The following is a 14874-nucleotide window of genomic DNA, read 5'->3' on the forward strand; positions in this document are numbered from 1 at the left end:
GCCGCCGGCGGGCTCAGCTCTCGTTCTCGTCCCCGCCGGCCGTTCGGGATTCCTTCTCCGCCACCAGCAGGTACGCGACCATCAGCCGTTTCAGTTCGGCCACCGCGTCGGCGTGGCTCTGTTCGTCCTGCACGGAGAAGTTGAGCATCGAATACACCACGTGCACCAGTACCTCGGCCATCATGGTGCGGCGTTTCCGCGGGGTGCGTGGCGTGAGCGGCCGCAGCATCTGCGAGACGACCTCGGCGAACTCCTTCTCGTGGATCGCGCCGGTGGCCCGGGTCGACGGGGTGGACTGCATGGCCAGCCACACCTCGCGCCGGGACGGGTCGGTCACCCAGAGTTTGGCCAAGTGGTCGACGAACTGGTTCATATGCCGCAGCCAGTCCAGCGATGGCACCTCGCCGTGGAAATCGGCCAATTCCTGCGAGACCGCCACCAGATCCTGCCGGTTCAGCTCGCAGACGATGACGTACTTGTTGGCGAAGAACTGGTAGAGGGTGCCGATCGGCACCTCGGCCCGCGCGGCGACCTCCTCACAGGTGAAGGACTCGAAACCCACCTCGACCAGCAGTTCTCTGGATGCCTGCAACAGGGCGTCGAATTTGCGCTTACTACGTTCCTGCGTCGGACGCCGCCGCGGCATGAGCTCTTGGGGATCGTCCTGCATCTCCAACGCAGGGTCCAGGCGTCGTTTCACCCTGGCCTCCATGCGTACATCCACATGCCCAGGCTAGCGGTAGGACGACCGATACGACACACGGCCGTGGCCCACCGGTGTGAAACTGTCATCGCTCCCGACCCATCTCGGCCTCGCCTGGTCACGAACACATATCAAGGACGTATCTTTCGCGTCCGGACAGGGGCGGACAGCAGGCGGGAAGCCCAGGGTTTCGGCCCGATCGCGGGCCGGTATCGGCACAGGGAGGCAGGGTCTGTGATAGCTCGGTCGGAGAAGTCGCTCGTCACCGTGGGGGTGTCCACCGAGCGTGGTGCCGTTCACGCCGTGGCCTTGGACGACAGCGATGTCCCGTTGCCCGATCGGATACTGGTGCACCGGGTCCTCGAGGTCGCCGGTACCGGTCGGGCCGAGGTGGCCGCCGTGGTGGCACGGGTGATGGACGAGGTGGCCCGCGAACTAGGGCCGGCCGAGGAGATCGCGGGGGCCGCCATCACCTACCGCGACCCCGCGGAACGCCGGGCCATCGTCACCGGGCTGGCCACCGGTCCGTGGCGCAGTGCCTCGCTGGTGTCGACGAAATCCGCGCACTTGAGCGCCGCGGCTGCCATGACCTGGCTGGCGGAGTTCGACCATCTGCTCATCGGCGAGGTCGTGCCCGGCTACCAGGCGTTCACACTGGTCGACGCGGCGCGCAGTCGGGTATTGGCGGCGACCGGGCAGTCGGCGGCGGCGCCGACCATGGCGGCGATGAGCGCCGCAGTGGGGGCGACCCGGGACCAGATCGAGGCGGCGCAGGTGCGTCCGGACGCGGTGGTGCTGATCGGTTCGGCGGCCGACCATCCCGCGGTCATGGGCGCGGTCGGAGGATTCGGCGCCCCCGTTATCCCGTGCGGGATGGCCCGGTCCGCGCCGGCCGCCGGGGCGGCGTTGTGTGCGATGACCGATCTGGTGGATGTGGTGGTTCCGCTGCGCTCCGAACAACAGCGTCGAGGGCCGGTGATGATAGTCGCGGCCGCCGGGGTGCTGGCGAGCGGCATGACCGGCGGTGGGGCGTATCTACTGGTGAACGGTCACTCGCAGCCCACCTCGGTGACCGCCGATGCCATGTCCACGGTCCCGGTGGGGGAGCAGGCCGCGGATCGGGGCTCTGCGGACACACCGCAGTCGAGGACGTTCCGACCCGAGGCGGCGAGCAGTGTGCCGGAGACCGGCGGCCTGAACATCCCCTCTGATACCGGATCCGTGGAGCACTCGGAGGGTTCCGGGTACACCCGCCCGTGGTACGCGGCTCCGACTCGCGATTACGGGACGGAATCGGATCTGTCCACCGGTGCTGCCGGTCCGGAGGTTCGTACCGCCGTCCCGGGGACGGAACCCGGCTCGATGGTTCCGGATGCCCGCTCGGTGCCGCATACGATTCCGGCTCCCATGCGCCGGGCCGAATCGCCGACCGGACTGCTCTTTCCGGGGGAGGAACTACCACCGCCCGCCTTCACCCCGGAGTCGTACGCCTGGTGGGGCCGGCATCTGCGATTGTTGGTGCAGTGGGCCACTCAGTTCGCGCTGCCGGAACCGGATCAACCGCCCTCGGACCGAGCGGTGCCGGATCGGGTGATGCCCGATCAGGGGACGGCGTATCAGGGAGTGAATCCGTCCACCGTCTCCGTAGCGACCACCGCGCACTGACGGACACGGAACGCCGAGGATCGGGCGGCTCGCGGTGGTGTTCGGAGCCGCCCGACCTCCGGAGCGATATCGGTTCGCGGTGCGGCGTCGGAACAGCATTCCGGCCGCGAGGTAGCCGACCAGGGCGATCCCGTCCCACCACAGCACCGCCCGAACGGCGCTGTCGCCGATGGGGGTGTTTCTCAGCAGTCCGCGCAGGGTTTCGACCACCGGCGTCGTCGGTCGGGCCCGGGCGATCAGCGAAATCGACTCCGCCGACGGCAGTTCTGCGGGGGACTGGGCGATTCTGGAGCACGTACTGGACGCGGAGCGTTTCCCGGTGCCGGCCACCGTCATGCGCGCGGAAGCCTTCGAGCGGCGGGAAAGCTCTCGGGACGATTTGTTCTTCGGCTTCGGACCCGACCTGCTGCTCGCCGGGTACGAGCAGCTGATCGACTCCTCCCAGGATGGGCGGCCGAGGCCGGCAATTGATTACACTGCCAGATCGCGGCGCAGCTTGGCGACGTGTCCGGTGGCGCGTACGTTGTACTGGGCCACCTCGACCACCCCGTCGGCGTCCACCAGGAAGGTAGAGCGGATGACGCCGGTCACCTTCTTGCCGTACATGGTCTTTTCGCCGAAGGCGCCCCACTCGGCGAGAACCGTGCGGTCCGGATCGGACAGCAGCGGGAAGTTCAGCCCTTCGGCGTCGCGGAATTTCGCCAGTTTCGCCGGTTTGTCGGGGGAGATGCCGACGACATCGATACCGGCCCCGTTCAATTCGGCGAGATTGTCCCGGAAATCGCAGGCCTGCTTGGTGCAACCGGGTGTACTCGCGGCCGGATAGAAATACACCACGACCTTGCGGCCGCGATAGTCGGCCAATGACAGGGGGTTGCCGTCGGCGTCGGGGAGGGTGAAATCGGGTGCCCGGTCTCCGGGAGAGAGTCGATGGTTGTCGGTCATCTTCGCACCGTAACCGACCGCCGAACACGGTGAGGTGAGACCGGCGCACGGCCTGAGCGGTCAGTGCCCGGAGGCGGTAGCGGAGTGTGACCATGTAGGGCGCCCGCTCAGGCCGCGAAAGGACACCGCGTGAGCGCGGATACACTCGTCCGCGAGCCCTGGACCGGCAGGTGCGGTAGAGCAGAACGACCCGCGGTGCGGGTGTAGCAGAACGGCCCGCCGGGCGCGGGCGGATACAGGAGGCCTGAACGTGGCAAGGGATACCGAGCGGATCGAGCGCGAGATCGAGGCCGCGCGGGAGCGATTGGCCGGCACTCTGGACGAGATCGCGGTGCGTGCCGATCCACAGCGGCTCGCCGAGGGCACCAAACAGCTGGCGCTGGCCAAGGTGAACGAGCCGAAGGTGAAGTACACCCTGATCGGTGCGGGGGCGTTGGTGGTCGGACTGGTGCTGTACAAGATCTTCCGCTGACCCGAGGGTCCGCAGACGACGAACGCCCGGTAGCGGCGGATTGCTACCGGGCGTTCGTCGTACTTCTCGGTATTACGTGGTCAGACGGTCGGGCACGCGAAGCCGTCGCCGTCCGGATCCAGGTGCGGACCGAAACCGGGCTCGCCGCGGAAGATGGGGGCCCGGCCTGCCGCGCGGACCTCGTCGCAGTTCTGGAAGGCGCCACCCGCGGAGCCGGTCTGCGACAGCTGGGACGAGCCGGTGGCTCCCAACAGGCTGTCGACACCCGACGAGCCCGTGCCGGCGGAACCGGTGGGGGCCGGGACGGCCAGTGCGGCAGGGGCGGCCAGGAAGGTCAGGCCCGCCGCGGCGGCGGCGCTGACAGTGAGCCGGCGTACGTTCATGAAGTCCTCTGTGTGTCTACTGGGATGGATCGGGCGTTCGACAGAAGAACGCAGTGTCCACTGTTGTGACCTGCTGTCCGATTGTCAACTGGACGGCACGGGAAGGTCACAGAATAACGACCGCGAATTTGGGTATAAGGCGAGGTGGCGACACCATGGCGAATTCCGGTGGCCCGGTCGGTTGTGATAGGCATTCTTGCTGTGCCCGTCGCTCGTGTCCCATTGCTCGTCAGCACTGCGCCCGGGGCCGGCGCACGATTCGGATAGTTCGGGAGCAGTAACGAGTGTTGCGGATCGAGAACACAACCACGACTCAGCCGGCGGATGACCCCATGACGCCGGTGGTGACGCAGGCCTCTTCGGCCGCGAAGCGGGCCGACTACCGGCTCGATCTGGACGGTTTGCGCGGGCTCGCGATCGCGCTGGTGGTCGCGTTCCACGTGTGGTTCGGCAAGGTCTCCGGCGGTGTCGACATCTTCCTCGTGCTGTCGGGGTTCTTCTTCACCGGCATGCTGCTGCGTCAGGCCGAACGCGACGGCGGGGTCGAGCTGTGGCGCACCGGGCGACGCACCGCCCGCCGTCTGCTGCCCGCGCTGATGGTCGTGTTGGCCGCGATCGCGGCGCTGGTCGTGCTGCAGCGGCCCTACACCCAGTGGGCGGATCTGTCCGGCCAGGTCGTGGCCTCGGCGCTGTACTATCAGAACTGGTATCTGGCGGGTGCCGCTCAGGATTATCTGGCCGCCGATCCCACGGTGAGCCCGATGCAGCATCTCTGGTCGATGGCGGTGCAGGGCCAGTTCTATCTGCTCATCACGGCGCTGCTGGCGATCACGGCGTGGGTGTGCCGTCGGAAGGGTGGCATACCGGCGATCCGGCCCGTGGTCGGGGTGGTCGCGTTACTGCTGGGAATCGCGTCGTTCGTCTATGCCACACTGTGGTCGGTTTCACACCAGGAATGGACCTATTACGACAGCGCCGCGCGGGCCTGGGAACTCTTGGTCGGCGCGCTGCTCGCGGTAGTGGTGAGCATGCTGCAGGTGCCCGAGAACCGGTTCGCGCGCGTGGTTCGGGCGTTGCTCGCGATCGGCGGGCTGGCTGCGGTGCTGACCTGCGGCATCCTGTTCGACGGTGCGCGACAGTTCCCGGGTCCGGCCGCGCTGTTCCCGGTGGGAGCGGCGGTGGCGCTCATCCTGGCCGGGCTGCCGACCGCCTCGGGGCGCCGGCCCCTGGTGACCCGAGCTCTGGCGACCCGGCCGATGGTCGAACTCGGGTCCATCGCCTACTCCCTCTACCTGTGGCACTGGCCGTTGCTCATCTTCTACCTGGTCGGTTTCGACCAGGCCGAGGCCGGGCTGTGGGGCGGCCTGGTGGTTGTCGGTACGTCGCTGATGTTGGCGGTGTTGACGAACCGGCTCGTGGAGGAACCGCTGCGGTTGCGGTCGAATGGGGTCACCGTGGGGGCGCCGTGGCTGCGGCGGGTGTCGGCGCTCGCGGTGACCCTTGTCGGGGCACTGGTGCTCGGTTCGTCGGCGGTGTGGCAAGCGATGATGATCACCGCACCGGCGGAGCCGGTGGGGGCGCTCGAACCCAATCTGTATCCGGGTGCGGAGGCGCTGTTGGCGGGGGCCGCGGTACCCGCCGCGGCAATACGGCCCTCGGTACTGGAGGCGTCGTCGGATCTGCCGCCGCCGACCCGGGACGGCTGTATCTCCGACTGGTACAACAGCCAGGTCGTCAGCTGTATCTACGGTGATCCGGCCGGTAGCCGGACCATCGCCATGGTGGGCAATTCCCACGCCGAGCATTGGCTGCCGGCCATGGACGCGCTGGCCAAGGCCCATTCCATCAAGATCGTCGTCTATTTGAAGATGGGCTGCTCCCTCACCCTCCGCGAGGACGCGCAGTACCGTGGGCTCGATATCCCCGACTGCCGCGACTGGTCGCGGGCGGTGATGGACCAACTCGGACGCGAACGCCCGGACTGGGTCTTCACCACCGCGACCCGGCCTATCTGGCCGATCGGCGGTGACGAGACGCCGGACGAGTACACCGAGGTGTGGGACGCACTGACCGAGCTCGACCTTCAGGTCATCGCCATCCGCGATACTCCGTGGCTGCGTACGGACAGCGGACGCCGCTACAAGGCCGCCGACTGCCTGGCCGCGGGCGGTAACGCCGAGAGTTGCGGAATCCGCCGCAGCGACGCGCTCTCGCCGGTCAATCCCGCACTCGCGGCGGCGGCCGCGTTCCCCAACGTGCATCCGATCGATCTCACCGACGCGGTGTGCGGGCCGGTGGTGTGTCGGGTGGTCGAGGGCAATGTGCTCGTCTACCACGACGAGCACCACCTCAGCGCCACCTACTCCCGCACCATCGCCCCGGAGTTGGAGCGGCAGATCGGCGCTGCCACCGGTCTGTGGTGACCGGGGTCAGTCGAGCGGGGTGCCGTTCACATGTTCTGCCGGGATGGCGCCCATGCGGCCCGCCTGGTAGTCCTCGACCGCCTGGATGATCTCGGCGCGGCTGTTCATCACGAATGGGCCGTACTGCACCACCGGCTCGCGGATCGGCCGGCCGCCCAACAACAGGACCTCGAGGTCGCCGGTGCGGGTGTGCTGGTGCGCGTCGGCGGTTACGCCGAGTGCCCCGCCCGGCCCGAATACCGTCAGCGTGCCGTCGCGTACCGGGCGGCGTTCGATCCCGACCGCGCCGGTGCCCGAGAGTACATAGGCCAGGGCGGTGAAGTCCTTCGGCCAGGGCGTTTCCAGTCGGGCGCCGGGGCTGATCGAGGCGTGTGCGTAGGAGATCGGGGTATAGGTCGAACCGGGGCCGGTGAATCCGCCGATCGCGCCGGCGATGATGCGCACCAGGGCGCCGCCGTCGTGTGAGGTCACCAGGGTCAGTTCACTGCCGCGTAGGTCCTGATACCGCGGTGCGGCGAATTTGAGGGTACGGGGTAGGTTTACCCACAGTTGGATGCCGTGGAACAGTCCGCCGGAGGCCAGGAGCTGTTCGGTGGGCAGTTCGTCGTGCAGGATGCCGGAGCCCGCGGTCATCCACTGGGTGTCTCCCTCGCCGATGACTCCGCCGCCACCGTTGGAGTCGTGGTGGACGAGCGTCCCGTCGATCATGTAGGTGACGGTTTCGAAGCCGCGGTGCGGATGCCAGGGCGCCCCTTTGGCTTCGTGCGGTTCGTAGACCACCGGGCCCATCTGGTCGAGCAGCAGGAACGGATCGGCGCTGCGCAGTTCCGGGCCGGGGAACGGGCGATCGACCCGGAAACCGGCGCCTTCGAGCCACGTTTGCGCGGTGACCAGGCGTTCGACCGGGCGCTGGGTGTGCTGTTCGGGGCGCGGCAGCCGGGGCAGGACCAGGATGTCGTCGACGGTGATGGCGGGCATGGGCACCTCCTGGGTGTTGGTGTCCATGTCAACCAAATCCCGGCTAGGATAATTCCGTGGTCCGATGGTTGAGCGCTGAGGAGCAAATAACCTGGCAGGCGTATATCCGGATGCGCCAACGGATGGACGCCGCGATAGCGGCGGGTCTGGCCCGGGACGGGCTGTCGCCGGCCGACTACGAGGTGCTCGTCCCGCTCGCGGCGGCACCGGAGGGCTGCCTGCGGGCCAAGGACCTGGCCGCCGAGGTGTGTTGGGAGAAGAGTCGGCTGTCCAAACATCTGGCCCGTATGGCGGCCCGCGGTCTGGTGGACCGGCGACCGGTGGCCGGGGACGCCCGGGGTGTCCAGGTGTGGCTGACGGAGGAGGGCCGCGCGCTGCTCGAGCGCGCGGCCCCTCACCATGTGGCCCTGGTTCGCGAATTGTTCATCGACCGAGTTTCCGACGCCGAGGCGCGAGCTCTGCGGTCGTTGTCGGCCAAGATCGTCGTTGACCCTGCCGATCCGGACGAGCTGTGGGTTCCGCGCGTCGAAGGCTCATGATCCCCGGGTTTATGACCATGGTTTGACGGGTGGTTTCACCCACAGCAGCTTCTCGTCGACGGCCGTGCGTCGGGCCGCCGGATGGTTCGGGTGGCGCGCCGCCCAGACGGTCTTCTCGTCGAGCAGTCGTGCGACCTGCTGCCAGGTCTCCTCGGTGCTCGGCGGATTGACTCCCGCCACCCGGGCCAGTTTCCGGCGAACCGCGTTCGGCAATGCGAGAAGTTCGGCACCGGAAATATCGCGGTCCCAGAGGTAACCGGCAACGCGCCGCGCCTTTGCGGCGCGCCCGGCTTCCGCGGCCGCGGAATGAGCGTAATCGGCCATGACGCAGTCTACGTCGCGCCGGTGACGCCCTCCGGAGGCATTCCGCGGTACGGAAGATCTATCAGTAGGCGCTGTTCACGTTGTCCATGGAGCCGTACCGGTGCGCGGCGTAGTTGCACGCGGCGACGATATTGGCGACCGGATCCCAGACGTTGAACGGCGTGCCCGAGACGTGGTAAGCGGCGAAGGTTGGGTCGATAACCTGCAGCAGGCCCTTGGACGGGATACCCATGGCGGCATTCGAATCCCACAGGTTGATCGCTTGCGGATCGCCCGAGGACTCACGCAGGATATTGCGCTTGATGCCCTCGTAGCTGCCGGGGATATCGTTCGCCTTCATGATGTCCAGCGCTTCGTGGATCCAGCCCTCCAGGTTGTCCGGATAGGCGGGAGCGGGCGCCGGGCCGGGGGCGGGGATCGGGGCCGCGGCGGCGACCGGCTCGACTGTCGAGGCGGGAGCGGGCGCCGGTGCGGCTTCGGCAGCCGGTGCCGCCGGCTGTTCGGCTGCCGGGGCGGCCTGCTGCTCGGCCACCATGGCGATGCGGCTGGGCGCGACGTCGTTATCGGCGACGGATACGGCCGAGGACGCGGTCACAGCGATCAGACCGGCCGCGGCCATGGCGACGGCGAAGTTCTCCCGCCGGGAGCGGCCGCGCAGGGCGGCGATACCGGAAGCAGCGCGGGTACGAGCGCTGTGGAAGCGGTTGTCAGGCATGTCGAATTCGGTTCCTAGTGGTGGGTCTCGGTTCGATCCGGCCGTGATCAGGCAGCACGGATCCGCGGCGGCGGGCCTCATGGGCTCGCGGCCGGAACATGGCTGTGCTGTTGTCGGGTTTTGTTGTGGTGGGAACGATCCGGGTTCCCGGAGACGACGTGCTGTGCCGCGGTGCCGGAACTGGGGGTCCCGGGCCGCCACGCCGGCGAACTCCATATCCGATGGAGTTGTCGGGTGGAAGTAGGGTTATCGCCGGACCGCTATCGGTCCTTGCATCGCCGGGCTCGGGTTGTTTCCAACTCCTCGCCCATGGCTTGCGGGCCAACCAAACCTCAGGTCTCTTTCGATGACCTGATTGCAGAATGGTCACGCTTGGTTAACGCCGGATGAACTGACTCTGAACCATAGGTGCCAGAGATCTTGAAAAGGCAAGGTCGCCATGTGGAACCTGGGGATGACCTGGGAGTTTGCTTTTAAACATCTGGTGACGCAGATCACAGAAGTTTTCCCACTGAATCGCGAATTTATCCATTCCGTGATGGTGTCGTGACCGAAAAATGGGTACGCGCGCGAACTGTAACCATACGAGCCCCCGTGCGGTTGTCTCGGTATCGCCCGCTGCCTATCCTGACGCCGAGACGGTCCGCGCGGCCCCGGCCGCGGACTCCGGACGGAAAGTGGGTCCCCCGTGAGCTCGACGACGAGTTTCCCGCACCTGTTCACCCCGCTCGACCTCGGTCACACCACCCTGCGCAACCGGGTGGTGATGGGGTCGATGCACACCGGTCTGGAAGACCGTGCCTGGCACACCAGCCGCTTGGCCGCCTATTTCGCCGAACGCGCCCGTGGCGGCGTCGGGCTCATCATCACCGGGGGTTACGCGCCCAACCGCACCGGATGGCTCACCCCGTTCGGCGCCAAGCTGACCAACCGAACCGAGGCGTACCGGCATCGTCGCATCACCCGGGCGGTGCACGAGGCGGACGGCAAGATCGCGCTCCAGATCCTGCACGCCGGGCGCTACGCCTATATCCCCGGCAGCGTCTCGGCTTCGTCCATCAAGGCGCCCATCAACCCGTTCCGGCCCCGCGCACTGTCCGCCGCGGGAGTGCGCGCAACGATCGACGACTATGCGCGCTGTGCCGAACTGGCCCGGCTCGCCGGTTACGACGGCGTCGAAATCATGGGCGGGGAAGGCTATTTCATCAACCAGTTCCTCGCTCCGCGCACCAATCGGCGCACCGACGAATGGGGTGGTTCGCCGGAAAACCGGCGACGGATCGCGGTGGAGGTCGCCCGCCGGGTCCGTGCCGCGGTCGGCGCCGATTTCATCATCGTGTTCCGGCTGTCCATGGCCGAGCTCGTCGCCGACGGCCAGACCTTCGCCGAGATCGTGGCACTGGCCAAGGAACTGCAGGCGGTAGGCGTCGATATCCTCAATACCGATATCGGCTGGCACGAGGCCCGGGTACCGACCATCGTCACCTCGGTACCACGCGCGGTCTTCGTGGAGTTCACCGCCAAGATCAGCGCGCAGGTCGATATCCCGGTCTGCGCGTCCAACCGGATCAATATGCCGGAGATCGCCGAGGAGATCCTGGCACGCGGCGATGCCCGGCTGGTCTCTCTGGCCCGACCCCTGCTGGCCGACCCCGAATGGGTGGCCAAGGCCGCGCACAACCGCGTGGACGAGATCAACACCTGTATCGCCTGCAATCAGGCCTGCCTGGACCACGCCTTCCGGTACAAGACGGTGTCCTGCCTGCTCAACCCCCGGGCCGGGCACGAAACCGAACTACGTCTGCTGCCGACCCGTCGGACCAAACACATCGCGGTGGTCGGCGCCGGCCCGGCCGGACTGGCCGCGGCGATCAACCTCGCCGACCGCGGCCACCGGGTCGAGCTGTTCGAGGCCGCCGACCGGATCGGCGGTCAGTTCGATCTGGCGCGGCGGATCCCCGGCAAGGAGGAGTTCGACGAATCCATCCGGTATTTCACCCGCATGCTCGGGCTCACCGGCGTACGGCTGCGGCTGAACACCCGGATCACCGCCGCTGAACTGGTCGAGGGCGGATATGACGAGATAGTGCTCGCCACCGGTGTGCGGCCCCGGATACCCGATATACCGGGTATCGATCACCCCATGGTGCTGTCCTACGCCGAGGCGGTCCGCGGTGAGAAACCGGTCGGCAAACGGGTGGCGGTGATCGGCGCGGGCGGTATCGGCTTCGACGTGACCGAATACCTCACCGTCGAGGGCAATCCCACCCTCGACCCGCGGGAGTGGAAGCGGGAATGGGGTGTCGACGCCGACGACGAGCACTCACGCGGCCAGCTACGCGAACCACGGCCCGCGCCGGCGGCCCGGGAGGTGGTGTTGTTACAGCGCAAGACCACCCCGTTCGGCAAAGGCCTCGGCAGGACGAGCGGCTGGGTGCACCGGGCGGCGGTCCGCGCCAAGGGCGTCGAGCAGATCGGCGGGGTGAACTACGAACGTATCGATGACGACGGTCTGCACATCAGCCTCGGCCCCGAGCGGCAACGCGGTCGGGTGATCCCGGTGGACAACATCGTGGTGTGTGCGGGCCAGGAATCGGTCCGTGATCTGGTCGACGAACTGCGGGCCGCCGGTCTGCGCCCCCATCTGATCGGTGGCGCCGAGCTGGCCGCCGAACTCGACGCCAAACGCGCCATCGATCAGGGCACCCGCCTGGCCGCGCGTCTGTGACGAGGCCTCCGAGGAGCGGTGTCCATTCGTTTTCCGGGGTCTGCAACAGGTCTGTATCGACTCGTGGGCGAGGCCATCTCGCTCCCTTTCGCCATGCCGGTCCGGAAGTAATCTCGGTGCAACAAGAGGTGATTTCAATCACGGCGCACGACGTGCGCCCCGAACGCGGGATGGCGAGATGTCTCGTAAACGGTTCCCGACCGGGAAGTTCGCATCCGGGGTCGTCCGGGAGATTTCAAGGGAGATGGTCCGCTGTGCGCCATCAGGGACTCGAACCCCGAACCCGCTGATTAAGAGTCAGCTGCTCTGCCAATTGAGCTAATGGCGCGTGCCCCGCTGTGCGGTGCGGGACAGACATTAACAGGCCGAGGCCATAGAAGTGAAATCGATATCCGGTGAGGGCGGGTGCGGGGTCGGATGCGCCGCCGGGCGCGTAACGGCGAGCGGTTCGGCCGGGATCAAACCGTACGAGCCCGCGACAGTCGAGAAGCCCATGTTTCACATTGGGATCGTCTCGGCGTGGCCGGCACAATGACACACGTGGTCTCGACCGATCCCGCCGATGCGGTGGGTCGAGCGCGTCAGTAATCGGTCGGATCCGAAGCCGTGGTGTGGGCTCCTTGCACCGGGACTTGAAACGGGGTTTAGACATGCATAGTGGTCGTAGTCGAGGCGGATCGATCGGACGGTGCGGTGTGCCGTTGATCTTTCTCGCACTTCTCGCCTTGGTGCTCTCGGCGTGTTCTTCGTCACAGTCGACCGATGCCGCGGTGCCCATCGATCGCAACCCCTTCACCGAACTGATCAAGCCCAAACTGCTCGCCCCCATGAAGGACGGAGCGGTGGGGATATCGCCGATCGCGCCGATCACCTTCACCGTGGAGGACGGCAAATTCTCCGAAGTGCGGCTGCTGAACCCGGAAGGGGAGACGGTCAACGGAACGATGGCCGCCGATGGCCGCACCTGGGCCACCACCGAACCCCTCGGCTACGGCACCACCTACCAACTGCAGGCGAAGGCGCTCGGGCTCGGGGGATCCGTCACCAGCGCTATGAGATTCACCACAACCGTCCCTGACAACAAGGCCAAGCCATACCTGACCCCGGGCGAAGGCGAAGTGGTCGGTATCGGCCAGCCGGTGGCGATCCAGTTCGACGAGGACATCCCGGACCGCAAGGCAGCCCAGAACGCGATCACCATCACCACCGACCCTCCGGTGGAGGGTGCGTTCTACTGGGTGAACAACCGTGAGGTGCGCTGGCGGCCCGAACATTTCTGGGCGTCGGGCACCCGGGTGAACATCGACGTGAACGTTTACGGCCGGGATCTGGGCGACGGGCTCTACGGCCAGGAGGACATCCACTCGCATTTCATCATCGGCGACGTAGTGATCTTCACCGCCGACGACAACACCAAACAAGTGGTGGTGGAACGCAACGGTCAGGTCATCCGAACCATGCCCACGTCGATGGGTAAGGACTCCACGCCCACGCCCAATGGCGTCTACATCCTCGCCGACCGGCACGAGCACATCATCATGGACTCCTCGACCTACGGTGTCGCGGTGAACTCGCCGTCCGGCTACCGCACCGAGGTCGACTACGCGACGCGGATGTCCTACAGCGGTATCTTCTTCCACTCGGCGCCGTGGTCGCTGGGAGCCCAGGGCAATACGAATACCAGCCACGGCTGTCTGAACCTGAGCCCCGAGGACGCCCTGTGGGTGCTCCAGACCGCCAAACGCGGGGATATCGCGATCGTGAAAAACACCGTCGGCGGCACCTTGTCCGGCACGGACGGTCTCGGCGACTGGAATATCCCGTGGCCGGAATGGAAGGCCGGTAACGCCGATATCGGCTGACCGACGCCGGGGAGTCGGCACGGCGGGTCGGTTCCATACACCCCGAGTCTCCGGGGGCGGGCGGAACCGGCAGTGGCCGAGTGAGCTGCCCCGCCGGATATTCGGCGGGGCAGCTCCATGTCCCGGCGGTTTCCGGCGCGGCGACGGCCTGGACATTACATAGGCGCTGATCAAGTCATGTAGCGGCCCGATGCTCGGGGTGCCGGGTCTTCCATGTGTTACGCCGGGGGCGGGGGAGGGGGCTCGCCGGTCGCCTTGGGAGGCAGGATCGGGCCGAGCAGGTCGGTGGCGCGCCGCACGGCGTCTTCGATGACCGGCGGTCCATCGCCAGGGGCCGGCTGGGGTGCGGGAGGTGGTCCTGGCTCCGGTGCGTGTTCGGATCCTGGTGCGGGGTGTGGTTCCGGTTCCGGCCGATGCTTCGGCTCCTTTTTGGGTTTGTCATCATCCGAATCGTCGTCGGAGTCAGCGGCAGCCGCAGCCGCTGCCGCTGCCATCATGGCTCCCATCGCAACAGTGGAAGCGATGGCGCTTATGGCCGAGGCGCCTGGGTTTGCTCCTGTACCGGAACCACTGCCGGAGCCGGAGCCGGGGGGTGAACCACCGTTGTTGCCGGAGTCGCCGCCCGAGTCGTCATGAGGGGGCGGCATTGCGGGTGGGGTGGGTACATCGGGTGGGGTTGGTGTTGTGGGTGGAGGCGATGTTGGGGGCGAGGTGGGTGCTTTGGGTGGGTTTGATGGGGTGAATGGCGGGGGTGGAGGCGGCGTTGTGGGCGGAGTCGGTGTTGGGGGTGAGGTGCGTACGTCGGGTGAGGTGGGTACGTCGGGTGAGGTGGGTACGTCGGGTGAGGTGGGTACGTCGGGTGAGGTGCGTACGTCGGGTGGAGTCGGTGTTGGGGATTGGGGTTTTGGTGTGGATTCAGGTGGGGATTCGGTCTCGGGGTCTCCGCCGATCTGTCCGCTGAGGGCGTAGGCTGCAACGCCTCCTCCGGCAAGCACAGTGGCGCCGATGAGAGCGCCTTTGGTATTACGCCCCTTGTTGTCGTCGCCTTCGCCTTCGCCTTCGCGTCGGCGGCCTTGGCGTTCGCCTTCGCCTTGGCGTTCGCCCTGGCCTTGGCGTTCACCTTCGCCTTGGCGTTCG

13 protein-coding genes and 1 tRNA gene are annotated in these 14874 nt (G+C 67.1%); 7 read left to right on the forward strand and 7 right to left on the reverse strand.

The window, feature by feature from the left end; genetic code table 11:
- Positions 1-13 precede the first annotated feature (13 nt).
- On the reverse strand, positions 14-712 hold the full coding sequence (locus ON20_RS06245; RefSeq protein WP_174361860.1) for a TetR/AcrR family transcriptional regulator: 699 nt from the start codon (positions 710-712) through the stop codon (positions 14-16).
- A gap of 225 nt (positions 713-937) precedes the next feature.
- Here ON20_RS06245 and ON20_RS06250 point away from each other — a divergent pair, with 225 nt between their 5' ends.
- Entirely contained in the window at positions 938-2368 is a 1431-nt protein-coding gene (locus ON20_RS06250; protein WP_040833983.1) for a hypothetical protein, read from the forward strand.
- A gap of 471 nt (positions 2369-2839) precedes the next feature.
- On the opposite strand, the gene bcp is transcribed toward ON20_RS06250, so the two are convergent.
- Entirely contained in the window at positions 2840-3313 is a 474-nt protein-coding gene (gene bcp, locus ON20_RS06255; RefSeq protein WP_040833984.1) for a thioredoxin-dependent thiol peroxidase, read from the reverse strand.
- A 250-nt stretch (positions 3314-3563) separates the two neighbouring features.
- Here bcp and ON20_RS06260 point away from each other — a divergent pair, with 250 nt between their 5' ends.
- A complete protein-coding gene (locus ON20_RS06260; protein WP_040833985.1) occupies positions 3564-3785 on the forward strand; it encodes a DUF3618 domain-containing protein in 222 nt (73 codons plus the stop codon).
- Positions 3786-3865: 80 nt separating this feature from the next.
- Here the strand turns inward: ON20_RS06260 and ON20_RS06265 are convergent, their stop codons facing one another.
- A complete protein-coding gene (locus tag ON20_RS06265; protein ID WP_040833986.1) occupies positions 3866-4168 on the reverse strand; it encodes an excalibur calcium-binding domain-containing protein in 303 nt (100 codons plus the stop codon).
- 332 nt (positions 4169-4500) lie between these two features.
- Here ON20_RS06265 and ON20_RS06270 point away from each other — a divergent pair, with 332 nt between their 5' ends.
- Entirely contained in the window at positions 4501-6591 is a 2091-nt protein-coding gene (locus ON20_RS06270; RefSeq protein WP_040834008.1) for an acyltransferase family protein, read from the forward strand.
- A 6-nt stretch (positions 6592-6597) separates the two neighbouring features.
- Here the strand turns inward: ON20_RS06270 and ON20_RS06275 are convergent, their stop codons facing one another.
- Entirely contained in the window at positions 6598-7569 is a 972-nt protein-coding gene (locus tag ON20_RS06275; protein ID WP_040834009.1) for a pirin family protein, read from the reverse strand.
- Between the two features lie 56 nt (positions 7570-7625).
- Between ON20_RS06275 and ON20_RS06280 the strand changes: the two genes are divergently transcribed.
- On the forward strand, positions 7626-8108 hold the full coding sequence (locus ON20_RS06280) for a MarR family winged helix-turn-helix transcriptional regulator (protein ID WP_040833987.1): 483 nt from the start codon (positions 7626-7628) through the stop codon (positions 8106-8108).
- A gap of 9 nt (positions 8109-8117) precedes the next feature.
- Here the strand turns inward: ON20_RS06280 and ON20_RS06285 are convergent, their stop codons facing one another.
- Both ON20_RS06285 and ON20_RS06290 read right to left on the reverse strand, forming a co-directional pair.
- Positions 8118-8432 carry a hypothetical protein gene (locus ON20_RS06285; protein ID WP_040833988.1) on the reverse strand — a complete coding sequence of 105 codons (315 nt, stop codon included), beginning with the start codon at positions 8430-8432 and terminating at the stop codon, positions 8118-8120.
- Between the two features lie 61 nt (positions 8433-8493).
- Positions 8494-9147 carry a transglycosylase SLT domain-containing protein gene (locus ON20_RS06290; protein WP_051161780.1) on the reverse strand — a complete coding sequence of 218 codons (654 nt, stop codon included), beginning with the start codon at positions 9145-9147 and terminating at the stop codon, positions 8494-8496.
- 688 nt (positions 9148-9835) lie between these two features.
- On the opposite strand from ON20_RS06290, the gene ON20_RS06295 reads away from it, so the two are divergent.
- Positions 9836-11875 (forward strand): NADPH-dependent 2,4-dienoyl-CoA reductase, encoded by a 2040-nt coding sequence (locus tag ON20_RS06295; protein ID WP_040833989.1) that lies wholly within the window; start codon positions 9836-9838, stop codon positions 11873-11875.
- 255 nt (positions 11876-12130) lie between these two features.
- Here the strand turns inward: ON20_RS06295 and ON20_RS06300 are convergent.
- Positions 12131-12203: transfer RNA gene (locus tag ON20_RS06300), tRNA-Lys, on the reverse strand.
- A gap of 322 nt (positions 12204-12525) precedes the next feature.
- Between ON20_RS06300 and ON20_RS06305 the strand changes: the two genes are divergently transcribed.
- Both ON20_RS06305 and ON20_RS06310 read left to right on the forward strand, forming a co-directional pair.
- A complete protein-coding gene (locus ON20_RS06305) occupies positions 12526-13737 on the forward strand; it encodes a L,D-transpeptidase (RefSeq protein WP_083864699.1) in 1212 nt (403 codons plus the stop codon).
- A gap of 896 nt (positions 13738-14633) precedes the next feature.
- A partial coding sequence (locus ON20_RS06310; RefSeq protein WP_040833990.1) for a hypothetical protein occupies positions 14634-14874 on the forward strand: 241 nt, incomplete at its 3' end.

Source organism: Nocardia brevicatena NBRC 12119 (assembly GCF_000308495.1).
Lineage (GTDB): Bacteria > Actinomycetota > Actinomycetes > Mycobacteriales > Mycobacteriaceae > Nocardia > Nocardia brevicatena.

Excerpts from the sequence above, each read along its gene's own strand:
- ON20_RS06245 (WP_174361860.1), bottom strand. The coding sequence starts at position 712 with ATGGAGGCCAGGGTGAAACGACGCCTGGACCCTGCGTTGGAGATGCAG.
- bcp (WP_040833984.1), bottom strand. The coding sequence starts at position 3,313 with ATGACCGACAACCATCGACTCTCTCCCGGAGACCGGGCACCCGATTTC.
- ON20_RS06265 (WP_040833986.1), bottom strand. The coding sequence starts at position 4,168 with ATGAACGTACGCCGGCTCACTGTCAGCGCCGCCGCCGCGGCGGGCCTG.
- ON20_RS06270 (WP_040834008.1), top strand. The coding sequence starts at position 4,501 with ATGACGCCGGTGGTGACGCAGGCCTCTTCGGCCGCGAAGCGGGCCGAC.
- ON20_RS06275 (WP_040834009.1), bottom strand. The coding sequence starts at position 7,569 with ATGCCCGCCATCACCGTCGACGACATCCTGGTCCTGCCCCGGCTGCCG.
- ON20_RS06285 (WP_040833988.1), bottom strand. The coding sequence starts at position 8,432 with ATGGCCGATTACGCTCATTCCGCGGCCGCGGAAGCCGGGCGCGCCGCA.
- ON20_RS06290 (WP_051161780.1), bottom strand. The coding sequence starts at position 9,147 with ATGCCTGACAACCGCTTCCACAGCGCTCGTACCCGCGCTGCTTCCGGT.
- ON20_RS06305 (WP_083864699.1), top strand. The coding sequence starts at position 12,526 with ATGCATAGTGGTCGTAGTCGAGGCGGATCGATCGGACGGTGCGGTGTG.